14 protein-coding genes are annotated in these 15,291 nt (G+C 70.7%); 6 read left to right on the forward strand and 8 right to left on the reverse strand.

From position 1 onward, the window contains the following. Positions 1-24 precede the first annotated feature (24 nt). From ACTJKO_RS14620 to ACTJKO_RS14640, 5 genes are read right to left on the reverse strand one after another with little or no spacing between them, the layout of a single operon-like run. Positions 25-1,137 (reverse strand): Gfo/Idh/MocA family protein, encoded by a 1,113-nt coding sequence (locus tag ACTJKO_RS14620; RefSeq protein ID WP_440689870.1) that lies wholly within the window; start codon positions 1,135-1,137, stop codon positions 25-27. Further along, a complete protein-coding gene (locus ACTJKO_RS14625) occupies positions 1,134-1,928 on the reverse strand; it encodes a ThuA domain-containing protein (RefSeq protein ID WP_440689871.1) in 795 nt (264 codons plus the stop codon). Before ACTJKO_RS14625 ends, ACTJKO_RS14620 begins: the two co-directional genes overlap by 4 nt. A gap of 49 nt (positions 1,929-1,977) precedes the next feature. Next, a complete protein-coding gene (locus tag ACTJKO_RS14630; RefSeq protein WP_440689872.1) occupies positions 1,978-2,850 on the reverse strand; it encodes a carbohydrate ABC transporter permease in 873 nt (290 codons plus the stop codon). Next, on the reverse strand, positions 2,843-3,808 hold the full coding sequence (locus tag ACTJKO_RS14635) for a carbohydrate ABC transporter permease (protein WP_440689873.1): 966 nt from the start codon (positions 3,806-3,808) through the stop codon (positions 2,843-2,845). The genes ACTJKO_RS14630 and ACTJKO_RS14635 overlap by 8 nt, the downstream gene beginning before the upstream one ends. Before the next feature lie 2 nt (positions 3,809-3,810). Beyond that, a complete protein-coding gene (locus tag ACTJKO_RS14640; protein ID WP_440689874.1) occupies positions 3,811-5,046 on the reverse strand; it encodes a sugar ABC transporter substrate-binding protein in 1,236 nt (411 codons plus the stop codon). A gap of 202 nt (positions 5,047-5,248) precedes the next feature. Here ACTJKO_RS14640 and ACTJKO_RS14645 point away from each other — a divergent pair, with 202 nt between their 5' ends. Next, positions 5,249-6,265 (forward strand): LacI family DNA-binding transcriptional regulator, encoded by a 1,017-nt coding sequence (locus tag ACTJKO_RS14645; RefSeq protein WP_440689875.1) that lies wholly within the window; start codon positions 5,249-5,251, stop codon positions 6,263-6,265. Positions 6,266-6,356: 91 nt separating this feature from the next. Here ACTJKO_RS14645 and ACTJKO_RS14650 read toward each other — a convergent pair whose 3' ends face one another. After that, complete coding sequence (locus ACTJKO_RS14650) at positions 6,357-6,512, reverse strand: hypothetical protein (protein ID WP_440689876.1); 156 nt, start codon at positions 6,510-6,512, stop codon at positions 6,357-6,359. A 172-nt stretch (positions 6,513-6,684) separates the two neighbouring features. Next, positions 6,685-7,131, reverse strand: a complete 447-nt coding sequence (locus ACTJKO_RS14655) for a MarR family winged helix-turn-helix transcriptional regulator (RefSeq protein WP_440689877.1) — start codon at positions 7,129-7,131, stop codon at positions 6,685-6,687. Between the two features lie 122 nt (positions 7,132-7,253). On the opposite strand from ACTJKO_RS14655, the gene ACTJKO_RS14660 reads away from it, so the two are divergent. Then, positions 7,254-8,243, forward strand: a complete 990-nt coding sequence (locus tag ACTJKO_RS14660; RefSeq protein ID WP_440689878.1) for an AraC family transcriptional regulator — start codon at positions 7,254-7,256, stop codon at positions 8,241-8,243. A 61-nt stretch (positions 8,244-8,304) separates the two neighbouring features. Here ACTJKO_RS14660 and ACTJKO_RS14665 read toward each other — a convergent pair whose 3' ends face one another. Continuing rightward, the gene (locus ACTJKO_RS14665) at positions 8,305-9,339 is read right to left on the reverse strand and encodes a LacI family DNA-binding transcriptional regulator (protein ID WP_440689879.1); all 1,035 of its coding nucleotides are present in this window, start codon (positions 9,337-9,339) and stop codon (positions 8,305-8,307) included. A 147-nt stretch (positions 9,340-9,486) separates the two neighbouring features. Here ACTJKO_RS14665 and ACTJKO_RS14670 point away from each other — a divergent pair, with 147 nt between their 5' ends. Genes ACTJKO_RS14670 through ACTJKO_RS14685 form a run of 4 tightly spaced genes read left to right on the forward strand, consistent with a single transcriptional unit; the run spans position 9,487 to position 15,170 of the window. Next, a complete protein-coding gene (locus ACTJKO_RS14670) occupies positions 9,487-10,782 on the forward strand; it encodes an ABC transporter substrate-binding protein (protein WP_440689880.1) in 1,296 nt (431 codons plus the stop codon). Between the two features lie 7 nt (positions 10,783-10,789). Further along, the gene (locus ACTJKO_RS14675; RefSeq protein ID WP_440689881.1) at positions 10,790-11,818 is read left to right on the forward strand and encodes a carbohydrate ABC transporter permease; all 1,029 of its coding nucleotides are present in this window, start codon (positions 10,790-10,792) and stop codon (positions 11,816-11,818) included. Beyond that, a complete protein-coding gene (locus ACTJKO_RS14680) occupies positions 11,815-12,696 on the forward strand; it encodes a carbohydrate ABC transporter permease (protein WP_440689882.1) in 882 nt (293 codons plus the stop codon). The genes ACTJKO_RS14675 and ACTJKO_RS14680 overlap by 4 nt, the downstream gene beginning before the upstream one ends. After that, the gene (locus ACTJKO_RS14685; RefSeq protein WP_440689883.1) at positions 12,693-15,170 is read left to right on the forward strand and encodes a glycoside hydrolase family 3 N-terminal domain-containing protein; all 2,478 of its coding nucleotides are present in this window, start codon (positions 12,693-12,695) and stop codon (positions 15,168-15,170) included. The genes ACTJKO_RS14680 and ACTJKO_RS14685 overlap by 4 nt, the downstream gene beginning before the upstream one ends. The last annotated feature ends 121 nt before the right edge of the window (positions 15,171-15,291 follow it).

Consider the following 15,291-nt stretch of genomic DNA (forward strand, 5'->3'; position numbering starts at 1 on the left):
CGCCTCCCGTGCACCGCCGGTCGGTCAGCCGAGGGCGGCCGCCTCCGGCGACCACGACGCCAGCGCGTCGCGCACCGATCCCCACGAGGCGAGCCGCGCGCGGACGGCCTCGTCCTGCTCCGCCGCGAGCGCGTCCGCGTGTGCCCGCTCGAGCACCTCGTCGATGACGACGCGACCACCGGACCGTGCCGACGCGATGGCGGCGTCCACCATCGTCAGGCTCATCACGTTGCCGTGCACCTCGCCGTCCGGCACCTGTCCGGAACGGACGGCGCGCACGAAGGACGCGAGGGAGCCCGCGATCTCGTTCCCGACGCTCGGCGCTCCGGTCGGCCTGCCCGGGACGCCGTCGAGGTCGCTCCACGGGTCGTGGTCACCGTCCCAGAGCGCCGTCCCCGCCGCGCCGGACGCCCGCCAGTCGCCGTTCCACGAGGTCTCGGCTCCCGGGGCGCACCACGAGCCGTCGTACACGTACCGCACGTCGTCCTCGAACGTGAAGACCGCGGCAGCGGCGGCGTCCCCCCGGTACCAGGACCACGACGGGTTCCACGACTCGCAGTACACGGACACCGGGTCGCGCTCGAGCACGTAGCGCGCCGTGTCGAACGCGTGGATCGCCATGTCGAGCAGGAGCACGTCGTCCATCTCCTCGCGGAAGCCACCGAAGTGCGGGGCCTTCGCGAACCGCGTGCTCAGGCCGCCGACCCCGCCGAGCCCGCGGACGTGCTGCCGGAACGCGACGAGCTGGTCGTTGTACCGGCGGGACTGCGACACCATGAACAGCCGGCCCGTGACCTCCGCGGCGGCGGCGAGCGAGAGCGCCTCGGCGACCGTCTGCGCGGCCGGCTTCTCGCCGAGCACGGGCAGTCCCGCGCGCAGTGCCTCGAGCGTCACCGGGTGGTGGGCGACGGGCACGGTGATGTCGAGCACCGCCTCCGCACCCGTCTCGGCGGCCAGCGCGGTGAGGTCCGTGCCGACCGGGATCGTTGGGTCGCCGGCGTGGGCGGCCCCGGCGCGGGCTGCGTCCAGGTCGAGGTCGACGATGCCGACGAGTTCGACGTCGGGGTCGGCGGCGACGGTCCCGAGCCAGGCCCGGCCCATCCCGCCGGCGCCGACCTGGACGACGCGGAGGGTCACGCGTGCACCTCGTCGTCGACGGGCGCGTCGTCGAACGGACCGCGGTAGTGCTGGCCGTCGAAGTACTCGCCGAGCTCGTAGCGGCGCAGCGTGGGGATCTCCCGTTCGCGTTCGGGTCGCGCCCACTCGGCGGCGTTCGCGATGACGCGCCGGACGTCCGGGTGGTGGTAGACGGGGAAGTCCTGGTCGCCGGGGGAGAAGTAGAAGATCTTCCCGAGGCCGCGGCGGTAGGTCATGCCGCTGCGGAACACCTCGCCGCCGGTGAAGCCCGAGATGAACACGAGTTCGTCGGGGGTCGGCACGTCGAAGTACTCGCCGTACATCTCCTGCTCGGGGATGACGATCGGGTTGGGGACGCCGCGCGTGATGGGGTGCTGCGGGTTCACGGTCCAGACGAGCTCCTGGTCGTGCTCACTCCGCCACCGGAGCGTGCAGGTCGTACCCATCAGCTTCCCGAAGATCTTCGACCAGTGGCCCGAGTGCAGGACCACGAGCCCCATGCCGGAGAGCACGTGCTTGTGCACGCGGTCCACGACGGCGTCGTCGACGTCCTGGTGCGCGGCGTGGCCCCACCAGGTGAGGACGTCGGTCTCGGCGAGGACCGCGTCGGTGAGCCCGTGCTCGGGTTCCTGCATGGTGGCGGTGCGGACGACGGCCTCCGGCAGGTTCTCGCGGATGCCGTCGGCGATGGCGCCGTGCATCCCGTCCGGGTACCGGTCGGCGACGTGCTGCTCGACCTGCTCGTGGACGTTCTCGCCCCAGACGGTGATGCGGAGCGGGGTGGTGGTCATGGTGTGTACCTCTCTGGGTCGTGCGTCGCGTCGGCGGTGGGGGCCGAGGTCACTTGACGGCACCGCCGGTGGCCCCGGCGGCGATGAACTTCTGTGCCACGAGCAGCAGCACGATGGCAGGGATCGACGCCATCACCGCTGCGGCCATGACGGTCGACCAGTCGGCGGTGAACGTGCCGATGTAGTTGTAGATGCCGAGGGTGATCGGCCGGACGTCGCCGGTGGTGGTGAGCGTCAGGGCGAACAGGAAGTCGCTCCAGGTGAACAGGAACGTGAAGAGCCCGGCGGTGATGAGGGCGTTCGCGCTGATCGGCACGACGACCGACCGGAACGCCCGGAAGTTCCCCGCCCCGTCGACCTTCGCGGCCTCGATGATCGACGGTGGGATGTTCAGCATGAACGCGCGCATGATGAGGATCGCGAAGGGAACGCCGGCGGTGGAGTCGGCGAGGACCAGCCCGGGGATCGTGTTGAGCAGCCCGAGGTCGTTGTAGGCGGCGTACAGCGCGTTCGCCACCACGATGCCCGGGATCATCTGCGAGATGAGGATGCCGAACAGCACCGCTCCCACGCCGCGCACCTTGAACTGCGCGAGCGCGTAGGAGGCGGGCGTGGCGATGAGCAGGCTGACCACCACGCTGCCGAGCGCGATCGCGAGGCTCGTGAGGAGGGCACCGCCCTGGTCGGCGATGGCCTGCACGTACCCGTTCAGCTGGGCGTGGATCGGGAACCAGGCGGCCTCGATCGCGGGGCCGGCCGGCTGCAGCGAGATGTTGATCATCCAGTACACCGGGAAGAGCATCACGGCGAGGATGAGGATCCCGACGCCGGACAGGACCCACTGCTTCCAGGTGGTGCCGCTGCGGGGCCGGCGGGACCCACGGGTCACGACGGCGCGGGTGCGGAGTGCGGTCTCAGTCATCGACGGCCTTCCTGTTGAGGCGGAGGTAGACGATCGCGAACAGGGCCGAGATCACGATGAGGATGTTGCTCAGCGCGGCGCCCTGCCCGAAGTCGAACTGCTTGAAGGACAGGTCGTACGACTGGGTGGCGATGGTCTGCGTGGCGTTCGCGGGCCCACCGTTCGTCAACCCGAGGATGATGTCGAGCACCTTGATCGTGTAGACGACGCCGAGCACGAGGGTGACGCTGACGACGGGCCGGAGCATCGGCCAGGTGATCGACCAGAACGCCTTCCACCCGGTGGCACCGTCGAGCGCTGCCGCCTCGTAGAGCTCCGTCGGGATGTCCTGCAGGCCGCCGTAGAGGATCGTCGTGTTGAACGGGATGCCGATCCAGATGTTCACGCCGATGACGGTCACGAGCGCGACCGCGGGGCTCGTCAGCCACGGCACGGAGCCGATGCCGAACGCGTGCAGGAACTGGTTCACGACGCCCGAGTCCTGGTCGAGCATCCACTTCCACACCGCGCTCGAGACGATGAGCGGGAGCAGCCAGGGGAGCAGGAGCAGGGAGCGCAGCAGCCCGGACAGCGGGAAGTTCCGCCGGAAGAACAGCGCCAGCAGGAGCCCGATGACGAACTGCCCGACGATCGACCCGATGGTGAACAGGGCCGTGTTGAGCAGCGCCGGACCGAACAGCTGGGACGACACCACGGAGGCGTAGTTCGCGATGCCGACCCAGGGCGCCTCGCCCGTGTAGAAGGTCGACGTCGTGTAGGCCTGGAAGCTCATCACGATGTTCTTCACCACGGGGTAGCCGAAGAACAGCAGGAGGAACAGGACGGCCGGCAGCAGGAACAGCAGCTGCGCGATCCGTTCGAAGCGCAGGGACGGCCCCCGGCGCCCGGGCCGCCGGGACGGAGCGGTGGCTCCGTCGCCGACGGCCCGCGGCGGGGCGACCTCGGTCGCGGTCGTCATGCTCAGTTGCTCGACTGCGCGTTCTTCAGCGCGTCCGCGGGCGAGGCCTGCCCGGTCAGCGCCGACTGGACGGCCGTGTAGATCTTCGTCGCCGCCTTCGGCCAGTCCGCGCCGAGCTCGCCGGTGCGGGCGCGGGCGTCGGCCACGAGGTCGACGAACACCTGCTCCTCGGGGACGTCCTTGCCGAACTGCTGCGCCACGTCGGTCTTCGACGGGATCGTGTAGCGGAGCTTCGCCATGGCGAGCTGGTTCTTCGCGTCGTTCATGCAGTCGACGATCTTCGCGGCGACCTGCTGCTTGGCCTTGTCGCCGGTGTTCGGGACGGTCCACACCTCGCCGCCGAGCGGTGCGACGGCGGTGTCGCCGGCCGACTGCACCGGGATCTGCGCGATGCCGTAGTCGATGCCGGACTGCTTGAGCGCCGGGATCTGCCACGGACCGTTGATCATCATCGCGGCCTTGCCCGCCATGAACTGGTCGTTCACGTCGGCCTGGGTCCAGTTGAGGACGCTCTTCGACATCGACCCGTCGTCGACCAGGTCCTTCCACAGGGTGAGGGCTTCGGCGGTCTTCGCGGTGGCGATGTCCTTCTCGTCACCGCCGTTGGACCACATGAACGGCAGGAACTGCCAGGTGCCCTCGTAGGTGGCGTTGGCGTCCACGGCGAACCCGTACTGGCTGCCGGAGGTCAGCTTCGCGGCGTCGGTCTTGAGCTCGTCCCACGTCTTCGGCGGCGTGATGCCGGCCGCCGCGAGCTTCTTCTTGTCGTAGAACAGCGCGATCGTGTTCACGGTGGGGGCGAGGCCGTAGACCTTGCCCTTGTAGGTCCCGGCCTGCAGCACGCCCTTGGCGTACCCGTCGGTCGAGATGCCGTAGTCGGTGAGCGGCGAGAGCGCCCCGGTCTCGGCGATCTGCTGGAGGTCCGGGTTGTCGAGCATGAGGACGTCCGGCAGGGTCTTCGACGACGCCTGCTGGAGCACCTTCTGGATGAGCGAGGAGCCCGGGACGAGGCTGCGCTTGATCGTGACGTCGTTCTCGGCGCCGCACTTGTCGAGGTACTCGCCGATGACCTTCTTGTCGTTGCCCTGGTTGTAGTAGTCGAGCACGGTGATGGAGTCGACCTTGCCGCCGGGGCTCGCGGAGGAGCCCCCGGAGCAGCCGGCGAGGACGAGGGGGACGGTCGCCAGCATGGCGACCGCGCTGAGGACCGGGGCGATCCTGCGGTGTCGAGGCTTCATTGCTTCGCTCTTCTCTGGATGGTTGCCGGACACGGACGTCGTGCCGTCCGTGGATCGGGGGCGAACCGGACCAGAAGCGCTCCGTCGCGTCCCGAGTGGGCACGACCGTAGCATCTAAGCGCTTCGACAGTAAAGCGCTTAGATGAACTTTCCCGGATCGGGACGGCGCTACAGTGAGCGGATCGGACGAACGGGGGAGGGCATGGCGACGATGCAGCAGGTCGCCGAACGCGCCGGCGTCTCCATCGCGACCGTCTCGTTCGTCGTGAACGGCAACAAGCGGGTCTCCGCGGACACCCGCGCCCGGGTGACCGCGGCCATGCGCGAGCTCGGCTACCGCAACAACGTGGTCGCGCGCGCCCTCGCGTCGCGCCGGACGCGGATCCTGGCGCTGCTCTTCCCCGTCCTCGAACACCGGCTCGGACAGACCGCGATGCAGTTCTTCACGAGCGCGGCGAGCCGGGCGTCCGAGCTCGGCTACCACCTCGTCCTGTGGCCCGCTGCCGCCACCGCCGAAGACGTCCGGGACCTGATCTCCGGCGGGCTGGCGGACGGGGTCGTCGTGATGGAGGTCACGATGCACGACCCCCGGATCGCGCAGCTCGAGGCGATGGACGTGCCGTTCGTCGCGATCGGCCGCACCGCGGAGCCGTCGGCGATGTCCTACGTCGACATCGACTTCGAGCGGACCGTCGAGGACGCGCTCGACCACTTCGCCGGGCTCGGGCACCGTCGCGTCGGCCTGGTCGTCGAGGACCTCGACGGGACGGCCATGGCGGAGTACGGCCCGAAGGTCCGCACCGAGGCCGCCTTCCGGGCGTCCGTCGCCGCTCGGGGGATGTACGGCACGGTCGTGGCCGCGGGCGCTTCCGCGGAGGGCGGACGACGGGCCGCGGCAGCGCTCCTCGAGGAGGACCCGGCGGTCACCGCCGCGATCATCATGAAGGACGACTCGAACTTCGGGCTCGTCAGCGGGCTGACCGCGGCAGGGCGGCGGGTGCCCGAGGACGTCTCCGTCATCGCGATCGTGTCCTCCGACGGCGCCGGAGCGGCGACCGAACCGGTGCTCACCACGTTGAACGCCCCCGGCCCGGAACTCGGGCGCCTCGCCGTGGAGTCGCTGGTCGAACGGCTCGAGGGCGGCAGCGTCGAGCTGACCCACGCGCTCATCCCGTGCGCGATGCACCTCGCCGAATCGACCGCGCCCGCTCCGTCCTGACGCGGCGGGCGGGACGGCATGGCGAGCCCCGGACGCACTGGAGGCGCGTGGCGATCCCGCCACGCGCCTCCCGTCCGTCGGTCGTGCTCTGTCAGACGCGTCGCGCGTCGCGCGCCGTGTCGGTGAAGAAGTCCTCGTACAGACCCGGAGCGTCCTGCAGCTCGCCGTACTTCCAGCGCTTGCGCATCCGCCGGAACGTCTCGATGCGCACCGGATCGACGCCCTGCTGGGATTCGTAGTTGCCCATGATTCCTCCTCGTCGTCCTCGTCCCCCCGTTCGGGGGCACCCGAGGACGAACGTACGGACGACGCAGCTGCTCGTCCGGCAAGATAGGTCGGGAAGTTACGCAACTGCGCTTGCTGGACAAATGTTCGAGGGGGTGCTCGCGCGCCCGTACTCTGCCGCTACGGGGTCGCCGCTACGGGGTCGGCGCGCCGAACTCGATGGCCTCGACCACGCGGTCGATGACCTGGACGTACTTGGCTCGTTCCCGATCAGTGAAGGAGGACAACAGCTCGTGCAGACGCTCGTTCGTGCTGTCCATCGCGGAGGCGTAGGCGTGCTGCGTGGCCTCGGTCAGCTCGATGAACCGGCTCCGGCCGTCGTCGGGGTTCGGCACCCGGCAGAGGTGACCGGCACGTTCGAGACGATCCACCGTCCCGGTGACCGCCGGACCGCTGAGGCCCAGGTGCGCCGCGAGGTCCTTCACCCGGACCGTCCGCTCCGCCGCGGCTGCACGGGCGACGAACTGCAGCACGGTGAGGTCGTTGCCGGAGATGCCGAGCCGTTCCCGCAGCCGGGCGCGCAGGGCCCCCATCGCCGCCTCGAGTCGGGTGACGGCGGCCGTCAGGTCGATCTCACTCACGCGGTCGCCCCTCTGGTGCGTGTCGGTTCCGCGCAACGATACGCCGCGCTCACCGTCACAGCGTATCCAGATAACGCCGAGAACGGTGGATTCCGGACAGTCGATCCCCTGCGGAGGCCCGTGTGGCCGACCCGTTGATCGAGGCGTTCGGGGAAGACGAACCCTCGACCCCCGCGACGGTCCGCTTCGAGGTCACCGGGCACCGACCGGACGATGCCGTGCGCGACCTCGGAGGGGTCTACGGCGGCGAGCGGTGGGTCGCGCAGCCGACCGGTGAAGCTTTCGAGTACCGGTACACCGCCCTCGGCGATGCCGAGGTGACGATCCGCCGGTCGCAGCTCCGGGGCGTCCTGAGCGGCCTCGTCGCCGCGGGTGGCGACTACGTCGTCACCTGGATGAGCACCGGGTCGGCCGAGGTCCAGCGGCTCGGCGACCGACGCGAACTCCCGCTCGAGACCCCCGTGCTGATCCCGCCGGACCATCCGTTCTCGTTCCGCACCGAGGACTACGACCAGCGCCTCGTCCACTTCGACCGAGCGTTCCTGCACCGTGTCGCCGCCGCACGCTCTGACGTCGGCGAGCACGCGCTGCGTTTCGACGACCACCGCGTCGCCGACCAGGAGGGTGCGCGCCGGTGGCACGGCGCGATGACGGCGCTCGCCAGGGCGCTCCGCGTGGGCGGGCCGGAATCGGTGGCGTGGCAGGCCGCGAAGACCGCCGCGGCCGAGGTCTTCCTCGACCTCTTCCCACCGCAGCTGGACGACCTGCCGGTGGTGCTCGGGCAGCCGCGCAACGCCCGCCTCCGGGCAGCGGTCGAGTACATCCACGACCACGCGTCCGAGCCGGTGACGATCGCCGACCTCTCCGAGGTGTCGGGGTTGAGCGTCCGGTCCGTGCAGGAATCGTTCCGGCGGGTCTTCGACGTGTCGCCCCTGACCTACCTCCGACAGGTCCGGCTCGACCGCGTCCGTGCGGAACTGCTCGACGCCGATCCCCAGGCCGGTGCCGTCGGGGACGTCGCGCGTCGGTGGGGGTTCGCGCACCTCGGACGGTTCTCGGCCGCGTACGCCGAGCGGTTCGGCGAGTACCCGAAGCAGACGCTCCGTCGCTGAGGCGGTGCGGCGCTCGGCCGGCGCGCCGTCAGCGTGCGTGCGGCACGGGCGCGGCGCGCAGTCAGCGCGCGTTCGGCACGGGCGCGGTGCTCCGGCGGACGCGCAGCGTGGTCGGCAGCCGGACGTGGGCCGACGCCGGTTCCCCGCGCAGCATCGTCAGGAGCATGTCGACCGCCCGGGATCCGAGTTCGGTCAGCGGCTGGGCCACCGTCGTGAGCGGCGGGGTGGTCATGGACGCCTGTGGGACGTCGTCGAACCCGACGACCGACAGGTCCTCGGGGACGCGGAGGCCGAGCTCGGACGCCGCCCGGAGCACACCGACCGCTGAGGAGTCGTTCGCGGCGAACACGGCAGTCGGGCGGTCGGGCATCGACAGCAGGTCACGGGCGGCCGCCGCGGACTGGTCCTCCTGGTACCCGCCGTCGCGCACCAGGCGTTCGTCGACGGGGATGCCGGCGTCCGTCAGGGCACGTCGGTAGCCGGCCTGCCGGAGCTGGGCGGACGCCAGGTCTGCGCGGCCGTGGAGGTGCGCGATGCGGGTGTGCCCGAGCGCGAGGAGGTGCTGGACCGCCTGGACACCGCCCTCCTCGTTGTCCGAGTCGACGGTGGCGTGCCCCTCGGGCCCGGTGTGCGGGTCGATGGCGACGACGGGGATCGACGAGCTCGACAGCGCGGTGGTGGGCGTGACCACGATGGCGCCGTCGATGAGCGTGCCGGACAGCCGCGAGAGCGACCTGCGCTCCCACCCGGGTTGGTCCGTTCCGGTCACGAGGCCCGCGTAGGCGAGGAGCTCGTAGCCGGTGCCGGTCGTCGCGCTCGAGATCCCGCGGAGCAGCTCGGTGGAGAACGGTTCGAACTCGGGCACCAGGATGCCGACGACCCCGGTGCGGGAGCTGCGGAGGCTGCGGGCGACGAGCGAGGTCTCGTAGCCGAGCTGTTCGACCACCTCCTGCACGCGGAGCATCGTCGCCGGGGCCACGCCGTCGCGCTGGTTGATCACCTTCGAGACCGTCGGGATCGAGACGCCGGCGGCGCGCGCGACGTCCGCGATCGTCACCCGGCCGGCACCGGGACGCATCCCGAGGGCCGAGTCCATGTGCTCACCGTACCGCCGCGGACGCTCGATCTCGGCAACGAAAACGTTATCGATAACGATTGACAAGGCTGTGGCGGCTCTGTCACGCTCTCCGCAGCGGCAACCGATGTCGCTGCATGTCAACGACGACACTTCAGGAGTTCCACGATGACGAGGAAGATCCGTGCCGCGGCAGCCATCGCGCTGATCGGCGCGACAGCACTGGTGGCCGCAGGCTGCTCGAGCGGCAGCGACGCATCGAGCGACGGCGGGAAGGTCACGATGACCTTCTGGCACAACTCGACGACCGGCCCCGGCAAGGCGTTCTGGGAGAAGACCGTCAAGGACTTCGAGGCGAAGAACCCGAACGTCACCATCAAGATCCAGGCGATCCAGAACGAGGACCTGGACGGCAAGCTGCAGACCGCGCTCAACTCCGGGTCCGCCCCGGACGTGTTCCTGCAGCGCGGCGGCGGCAAGATGGCCGCGATGGTCAACGCCGGCCAGCTGATGGACATCACCGGCTCGATCGGCAGCAACGCGAAGGACCAGGTCAGCGCCGGCGCCTTCAAGGGCTACCAGCAGGACGGCAAGACCTGGGCCATGCCGGTCGACGTCAACCCGGAGGGCATCTGGTACAGCCAGGACCTCTTCAAGCAGGCCGGCATCCAGGGCACGCCCACGACCATGGACGAGCTCAACGCCGACATCCAGAAGCTCAAGGACGCCGGGATCCAGCCGGTCGCGGTGGGTGCGAAGGACGCCTGGCCGGCCGCGCACTGGTACTACAACTTCGCGCTCCGGGCCTGCAGCGAGAGCACCCTCACCAAGACGGCGAAGGACCTCAAGTTCGACAACGCCTGCTGGACCCAGGCGGGCAAGGACACCAAGGCGTTCTTCGACACCAAGCCGTTCAACGACGGCTACCTCACCACCGCAGCGCAGCAGGGCGCCGGCAGCTCCGCCGGCCTCGTCGCGAACCACAAGGCCGCGATGGAGCTCATGGGCGCGTGGGACCCGGGCGTGATCTCCTCGCTCACCCCGGACGGCAAGCCGCTGCCCGACCTCGGCTTCTTCCCGTTCCCCGAGGTCTCCGGCGGCAAGGGGGCGACCGGTTCGATGATGGGCGCCGTGGACGGGTTCTCCTGCTCCGCGAAGGCACCGAAGAAGGCCTGCACCGACTTCCTCAACTACATGACCGAGAAGCCCGTGCAGGAGGCCTACTACAAGGCGTTCAACGCCATCCCCGCGAACAAGTCCGCACAGTCGGTCGTCACCGAGCCGTACCTCAAGAGCGTGCTCGCGGCCTACAACAAGGCGCCCTTCGTGTCGAACTACCTCGACACCGTGTACGGCCAGAACGTCGGCAACGCCCTCAACACGAGCGTCGTCAACCTGCTCGCCGGCAAGGGGTCCGTCGACGACATCGTGAAGACCGTCAACCAGGCTGCGGCCAAGGGCTGAGGACACGATGACCACCTCCGTCGCACCCCGCTCCCCGGAACGGTCCGGGGAAGCGCGGTCCGGGGCGGGGCGTCGCCAGGGCGGGGCCGACGGTTCGCCGTCGGCCCCGGCCCGCCGGGCCCGGAAGGGCACCGACGTCCGCACCCGGATCGAGATCGCCGTGCTCGCCGGCCCGGCGACCATCATGTTCGTCGGGTTCGTCATCCTGCCCGTCGCGCTCGCCGCCTACTACGGCTTCTACAAGTGGCAGGGGTACGGCACCCCCACCGACTTCGTCGGTCTGCAGAACTACGCCATCATCTTCACCGACCCCGACTTCCGGGGCGTGCTCCTGCACAACGCGTTCATCGTGATCGGCTCGCTGATCGTGCAGGGCCCGATCGCGGTCGTGCTCGCACTGCTGCTCAACCAGCGCATCCGCGGCCGTGGTCTGATCCGCGTCCTCATCTTCGTGCCGTACGTCATCTCCGAGGTGATCGTCGGCACCGGGTGGAGCCTCATGCTCCAGTCGAGCGGCGCCGTGAACGACCTGCTCCAGGCGGTCGGCCTCGGGGCGCTGCGAACGGACTGGCTGTCCAACCCGGACATCGCGATCTGGACGCTGCTCGCGATCATCTCGTGGAAGTACATCGGCTTCGCCGTGATCCTGTTCCTCGCCGGGCTCCAGAGCATCCCCGAGGAACTGTTCGAGGCCGCGCAGCTCGACGGCGCGAGCTACTGGCAGATCCAGCGTCGGATCACCCTGCCGCTGCTCGGCCCGACCGTGCGCATCTGGGCGTTCCTGTCGATCATCGGGTCGCTACAGCTCTTCGACCTCGTCTACATCATCTGGGGCCAGTACATCGCCGCGACCGCGGGGACCTCGACGATGGCGACGTACATGGTCGCGAACGGGCGTATGTCCGGCAACTACGGGTACGGCAACGCCGTCGCCGTGGTCATCTTCCTCATCTCGCTGGTCGTCGCCCTCGTCTACCAGCGGTTCGTCCTGCGTCGCGACACCGCCGGCGCCCTCACCGAGAAGGCCGATCGATGACCGTCACCGCCTCCATCGTCTCGCCGAAGGGGAGCCGTCGGGCCCGCGACACCGGTCCGGTCCGACGCCAGCGGAACCTCGGCACCTACTTCATCGCGCTGCTGTTCATCGCGGTGTGCATCGGCCCGGTCGCGTACATCGTGCTCGGCGGGTTCCGCAGCAACTCGCAGATCACCGCGAGCCCCGCCGGGCTGCCGGCACCCTGGCAGTTCGACAACTACCTCGCCGTGCTGTCCAGCGGCGTCTTCTGGCAGGAGCTCGGCAACTCGGTGATCGCCGGCGTCACGACAACGGTCGGTGTCGTCGCGCTCGGCCTCATGGTGAGCTTCGTCATCGCGCGCTACCGGTTCCGCGGGCGGGACGCGCTCTACTCGCTGTTCGCCGCGGGCCTGATGTTCCCGATCACCGTCGCGATCACGCCGCTGTACCTGCTCGTGAAGGACCTCGGTCTGACGAACAGCCTCGCCGGGGTGATCCTGCCGCAGATCGCGTTCGCGCTGCCGACGACGGTCATCATCCTCGTGCCCTTCCTCCGTGCGATCCCGGACGAGCTCGAGGAGGCCGCGTCCATCGACGGTGCGAGCCGCCTCGGGTTCTTCTTCCGGATGGTCGTCCCGCTGTCGCTGCCCGGCGTCGTCACGGTCGGCATCCTCGCCTTCATCGGCAGCTGGAACAGCTACATCCTGCCGTTGTTCATCCTCAACGACGCGTCGGCGTACACGCTGCCGCTCGGGGTGCAGGCGTTCTCGTCGCAGTACTCCGTCGACACCGCCCGGGTGCTGGCGTTCACCTCGCTGTCGATGATCCCGGCGCTCGTGTTCTTCGCCGTCTTCCAGCGCCGCATCGTCGGCGGTCTGACCGGGGCGGTGAAGGGGTGACCGCGACGGACGCGACGCGGTCCGCCGGGGGCGCGCCGCGCCTCCAGGACGCCACCGCAGCGACGGACACCGCCACCGAGCCGACCGACGGCGACCGCGCCGCCGCCCTGCTCGCCGCGATGACCCTCGAGGAGAAGACCGCACAACTCGTCGGCTACTGGCTCGACCAGAACGGCGTCGTCGCCCCGATGCAGGGCGAGATGGCAGCGCACCAGGACGCCGACGGCGGCCGCACCCTCGCCGACATCACCCGCCACGGCATCGGCCAGTTCACCCGCGTGTACGGCACCCGTCCCGTCGAACCCGACGACCGCGCGGCGTGGCTCTGGGCGGAGCAGCGACGGCTCAAGCGCGAGACCCGGCTCGGCGTGCCCGCGCTCGTCCACGAGGAGTGCCTCACCGGGCTCGCCGCGTGGAAGGCGGCGACCTTCCCGACGCCGCTCGCGTGGGGAGCCGCGTTCGACCCGGACCTCGTCGAGCAGGTCGGTGCCGCGATCGGCGCGTCCATGCGGTCGCTCGGTGTGCACCAGGGCCTCGCGCCCGTGCTCGACGTGGTCCGCGACCCGCGGTGGGGTCGTGTGGACGAGTGCATCGGCGAGGACCCCTACTTGGTCGGGACGATCGGCACCGCGTACGTGCGGGGCCTGCAGAGCGCCGGCATCGACGCCACGCTCAAGCACTTCCTCGGGTACTCGGCGTCGCAGGCCGGGCGGAACCACGCACCCGTGCACGCCGGACCCCGGGAGCTCGCCGACGTCTTCCTCCCGCCGTTCGAGATGGCCCTCCGCGACGGAGGGGCGCGCTCGGTGATGAACTCGTACGCCGAGGTGGACGGCGTCCCCGTCGCCGCCAACGCGGACCTGCTGACCGGGGTGCTCCGGGACCGGCTCGGGTTCGACGGCACGGTCGTCGCGGACTACTTCTCCGTCGCGTTCCTCGAGGTCATGCACGGCATCGCCGCAGACCGTGGCGAGGCCGCCGCGCTCGCGCTGTCCGCCGGGATCGACGTCGAACTGCCGACCGGGGACGCCTACCTCCAGCCGCTCGTCGACCGCGTCCGCTCCGGGGCCGTGGACGAGGCGCTGGTCGACCGTGCCGTCCTGCGGGTGCTCCGGCAGAAGGAGCGCCAGGGTCTGCTCGACCCCGACGCGTTCGAGGACGCGCCGCCGACCGGGATCGACCTCGACACGCCCCACCACCGGGCCCTCGCCCGGCGCTTGGCGGCGCGGTCCCTGGTGCTGCTGTCGAACGAGGCGCCCGCGGGCGCCGCGGACGGAGCACCCGTGCTCCCGCTGCGCGCCGGGGCGTCCGTCGCGCTCATCGGCCCGAACGCCGACCGGGCCGAGGCGCTGCAGGGCTGCTACTCCTTCGCGAACCACGTGCTCGCGTCGCACCCGGACCTGCCACTCGGCTTCGAGATCCCGACGGTCCGCGAGGCCGTCACCGCGGCGCTCGGCGCGTCCGCCGTCCGCTTCGCCGCGGGGTGCGCCGTCACGGGGACGGACCGGAGCGGCTTCGCCGACGCCGTCGCCGTGGCCGAGGCCTCCGACGTCGCCGTGGTCGTCGTCGGTGACCAGGCCGGCCTGTTCGGCCGCGGCACCGTCGGCGAGGGCAACGACACCGAGACGCTCGACCTGCCCGGCGTCCAGCGGGAGCTGGTCGAGGCGGTCGTCGCCACCGGCACGCCGACGGTGGTGGTCCTGCTGACCGGCCGGCCGTACGCACTCGGATGGGCGCTCGACGGCGATGCGCCCCGCCCCGCCGCCGTCGTGCAGGCGTTCTTCCCCGGTGAGGGCGGAGGGCTCGCGATCGCGGACCTCCTGACGGGTGCGACGTCGCCGTCGGGCCGGCTGCCGGTCTCGCTCCCACGCGCTGCCGGGGCGCAGCCGTACACCTACCTGCACCCGCGGCTCGGTGGACCGTCCGACGTCACCGCCACGGACTCGACACCCGTGCGACCGTTCGGCTTCGGGCTCGCGTACACGTCCTTCGCGTACGAGGACCTCGTCGTCGACCCGACCGTGGACACCGGGGACGCCTTCGCGGTCACCGTGACGGTGCGGAACACCGGGGATCGCCCGGGCGAGGACGTCGTGCAGCTCTACGGCCACGACGTGCAGGGGAGCGTGACCCGTCCGGTCGTGCAGCTGCTCGGGTACGCCCGGGTCGCGCTGGCACCGGGGGAGTCGGTGCGCGTCCGGTTCGACGTGCCCGTCCAGCGGTTCGCGTTCTCGGGACGGGACATGCGGAAGGTCGTCGAGCCGGGGGACGTGGAGGTCTGGGTCGCGTCCCACGCTGCCGCGTCACGGCCGGGAGGCGCGGTGCACGCCGACGGGATCGTCGCGTCGGGCGGTGGGCCGGCTCCGGATCCGGTCCCCGGTGCTGCGACGGACCGTGCGGTCGTCCGCGTCGAGGGTCCGGTGCGCGAGGTCGTGCCCGCCGACCGACGCATCGTCACCTGGGAGTGCGTCTGACGGAGCCGGTCGGCCCGGTCCTGGCTGGTCGCGTCCGCGCCGCCGGTTCCGGGCCGCCCGGCTCCGCGCGGCCTGGTCGCGGGGCCGGGGCCGGCTCGTTCGGCTCGTTCGGCTCGTTCGG

This window comes from Curtobacterium sp. 22159, assembly GCF_052045775.1.
Lineage (GTDB): Bacteria > Actinomycetota > Actinomycetes > Actinomycetales > Microbacteriaceae > Curtobacterium.